Here is a 3,332-nt window from a genome sequence, read left to right on the forward strand (position 1 = left end):
AGCATGCGCAGGTTCTGAGGTCGGGTGAGGGTGAGCGGATGCTGTGGTTGAGGGTGTGGCTGGAGTTTTGGGGGAGTCGGTGCTCTGCTCCTGCGGCATCAGTCGGCGCCCGTCCGTCTGGGCGGGTCCAACCCTACCGCTCGGTGTGTTAGCGCTTCCCCCTGGACAGTGGTCGTAGCGGGCCCGTCTCCCGCCTCGGATAGCGTGTTCCTCTACGGGGTGCCATAACGGATGTGACGCCCCCCACCGGAGGTAGTCAGCGTATGAGTTCAAAGCGCAGCAAGAATCCAGCCCTGCCCGTACTTGACGACGCATTCCGACTCGCGTCGGTCAAGGATGCCGAGGAGTCCGCCCGTGACTTGGCCGCGCGGCTGGCCACCACCGAGCTGCGCCGTGTTTCCCACCCGGGCCGGGTCACCTGGGAGCCCACCGATCAGGCCGAGCCCGTGCCGGTTCCGCCGACTGTGGTCGATGGTGACGGGGACCTGTGGCTGCGGGACCGGGGCACCGGTACCTGGACCATGCCCGAGTTCAACCCGAAGGAGTTCCCGGCCCGCTGTGGCGAGGTGCTGTCGTGGAACCAGCTTGTCCGTGAGTTCGGCCCGCTGACCGGACTGGCTGACGACCGCCGCATCGGCAGCGGCCGGCGGCGCTGACCGCGCAGACCTCTGGGATGACCGGCGCCCCCTCGCCAAAGGCGCGGTCCTCCCGTCGGAGGGCGGCGGCATCCGCTACGTCGCCACAGGCACCCCACCCCCGCCATACGCCCTGGTCACCGGTTGACACGCAGTTGCGCGGGTCCGGCTGGGGTGGTGGTGTTGCCTAGTTGTTGTGGTGGGTTTGTGGTCCGTGCCAGTCGAGGCAGAGGACGGTGGCGTCGTCTTCGGGTGGTTGGCCGTGGTAGGCGTTGGCGACTGCGGTGACCATGGTGCGGACGACTTCCCGCGGGTGTTCAGCGGCGGTGTCGCGCAGGATCGCGGTCAGGTCGACGGTTTCCGCTTCGCGTTCCTGCATGCCGTCGGTGTGGAGGAGGAGGCGGTCGCCGGGTCGCAGGTCGATGTCCTGGACCCGGTAGGCCCTTTGGAGGGCGACGCCGAAGGGCATGTTGACGGCCGGGCGGAGTTCTTCGACGGTGTTGTCGCGGAGGCGCAGGGGGCGGGGGTGGCCGGCGTTGACGATCTGAGCTCGGCTGCCGTCGAGGGCGATGCGCAGAAGCTGGCCGGTGGCGAAGGTCCGTTGCCCGTGTTCGAGGAGGGCTTGGTGTACCTGGCGGGCCTGTTCGGCGAGGTCGGCTCCTGAGCGTCGGGCTCCGCGGGAGGCGTTGACGGCGAGGGTCGCGATGAGTGAGGCGCTGACATCGTGGCCCATGGCGTCGGTGATCGACAGGTGCAGGGCGTCGTGGTCGAGGCTGTAGTCGTAGGTGTCGCCGGCGATGTCGGAGGCCGGGACCAGAGCCCCGGCGAGAGTGAACTCCGGTGCCTCGCAGGAGGCGGCGGAGGGCAGGAGCTGGCGCTGGATCTCGGCTGCCAGGCTGACGGTGGTGGTGCGGTTGCCCCAGTGGTAGAGGTCGGTGAAGCGGCGGTCGGTGACGATGATGTAGGCCAGCGCGTGCGCGGCGTCCTCGACCTGAATGAGCACGTCGTCGGTCACTGCGGGGAGGAACAGCTCCATCACGCCGATGGTGTCGCCTCGGTTGGTGACCGGAGCCAGCACCCGGAAGCCCTGTGTCCCCTCCGGGACGTGGACGACCTTCTGGGTGCGGAGCACGTCGTCGTACATGCTGCTGCCGGCGAGGGGGACCTGCTCGGCACGGTCGTCCTCGGGCTCGGCAGCAGCGGTGTCGTTGACCCGCAGCAGACGCCGGCCGACGACGTCGACGAAGAGGAACGACACGTACCGGGCACCGAACCGGGTACGCAGATTGCGGGCCACGACATCGAGGGAGTCCACCGGCGCGGCGTCCTCCGCGGCCGCCAGCACTTCGGACAGGGCGATCCGGTTCCGCGACACGACAGCCTCCAGCTGTACAGGGATCTGCGCCCGCCAGAGAGTTCGTGCCGGGTTCGAACAGCTTGACGACACTACCTGCCCCCTGCCCCCGCCGCGGTGGGTTGCGGGTGGTGTCAGGTGGTGCGGGCGGCGTCCACGGTCGGGTAGATGTTCAGAACGTGGTCGATGCCGTAGAGGCCGAAGACGCGGATCAGCCGGGCGGGCAGGTTGGCCATGCGCAGGTGGGTGCGCTGGTGGGTCATCAGGATCAGCGTGAGGACGGTGGAGTCGATGAACGTGATCCCGCCGGCGTCCAGGATCACTCCGCCGTGTTCGTTGACGGCGGTGTCGATCTGTTCCTGCAGCCAGGGCACCGTGCCGTAGTCGAACTCACCCTGAGGGGCGATCACGGGCAGGGGCCCGGCGCCAGGGCGCCGGGGGCTCGCAGGAGACGTCATGGGGCAAGTATGCCGCCGTGCGGCGGAGACCGAAGTGCCAGGTGGGCGCCACACCCGCATGCGGTGACGCCCGCCGTGACGCCCGTCGGGAGCCCCAGCCGCCACCGGTCGCACGACGGTGACGGACACGGGTATCCGTGCCGCCCTGGGCCTGCGCCACCACCTGGGCCTGCGCTCCTCCCCGCGTGCTGCCTGCACCCGATTACCTCTCCATGAGCCACACGGAAATCTATGTTGGCCGGAGTAGACATTGAGTGGTGGTGTGGTTATGGTTTCTCTCGTAACCAAGAAGGACCGCAGGGTCGGCAGAGGTGAACTGCCGGGCAGCAGTACCCGCAGTTGCAGTTCGGTGCGGTGACGGAGTTTCGAAGCCAGAGCGGTTGCAGGACGGCGACGGGACTGGTGACCGGACCGGGCGGCCCGCAGTGATAAGGGGCCGCCGCGAGAAGGACCGCAGTACCCAGCAGTGAAATCAGTGAGCACTACCTCGGTGAAGGCGTCGGCTGCGGGCGCGCGCACCGGGAGGTTCGGCAGTGGGGTTCTAAGCCAGAGCAGACGCAGGACGGGCGACGGGGCTGGCTGCCGAAGTGGCGCTGTGACAGGCCACCAGCAATTCGCAGTAACCGCAGTACGCAGTTCCCGTTCAGTAAGGAATTCACCCAGAGGGAAGAACGGAGGAACCAGGCGCCATCAGGATCGCCCGGACGCCACGCGAGTCCGGGTACCGCAGGACATCGATAGTGAGGTGGTCTCCGGTCACGCATCCGCGATCCCCGCACCCCCGACAGCAGCCAGGTCGGGCGGGCGGAAACAGAAGGCCGACGCAGGACCAGGGTCGGCAGATGGTGTAGCAGTTCCTTCGGGGCCCGGGGGCCAGTGCGGGGC

At 68.4% G+C, this 3,332-nt stretch carries 3 protein-coding genes; 1 reads left to right on the forward strand and 2 read right to left on the reverse strand.

Features of this window, described 5'->3' with window-relative positions; translation table 11 throughout:
• Positions 1 to 263: 263 nt before the first annotated feature.
• On the forward strand, positions 264 to 656 hold the full coding sequence (locus ACZ7HQ_RS44940; RefSeq protein ID WP_030593693.1) for a hypothetical protein: 393 nt from the start codon (positions 264 to 266) through the stop codon (positions 654 to 656).
• Between the two features lie 166 nt (positions 657 to 822).
• Here the strand turns inward: ACZ7HQ_RS44940 and ACZ7HQ_RS44945 are convergent, their stop codons facing one another.
• Together ACZ7HQ_RS44945 and ACZ7HQ_RS44950 are read right to left on the reverse strand one after the other, a co-directional pair.
• Positions 823 to 2,010 (reverse strand): PP2C family protein-serine/threonine phosphatase, encoded by a 1,188-nt coding sequence (locus tag ACZ7HQ_RS44945; protein WP_471003286.1) that lies wholly within the window; start codon positions 2,008 to 2,010, stop codon positions 823 to 825.
• A gap of 113 nt (positions 2,011 to 2,123) precedes the next feature.
• Positions 2,124 to 2,447: an STAS domain-containing protein gene (locus ACZ7HQ_RS44950; protein ID WP_030593686.1), complete on the reverse strand. Its 324-nt coding sequence runs from the start codon at positions 2,445 to 2,447 to the stop codon at positions 2,124 to 2,126.
• Between the last annotated feature and the right edge of the window lie 885 nt (positions 2,448 to 3,332).

Source organism: Streptomyces sp. NPDC037290 (genome assembly GCF_055603245.1).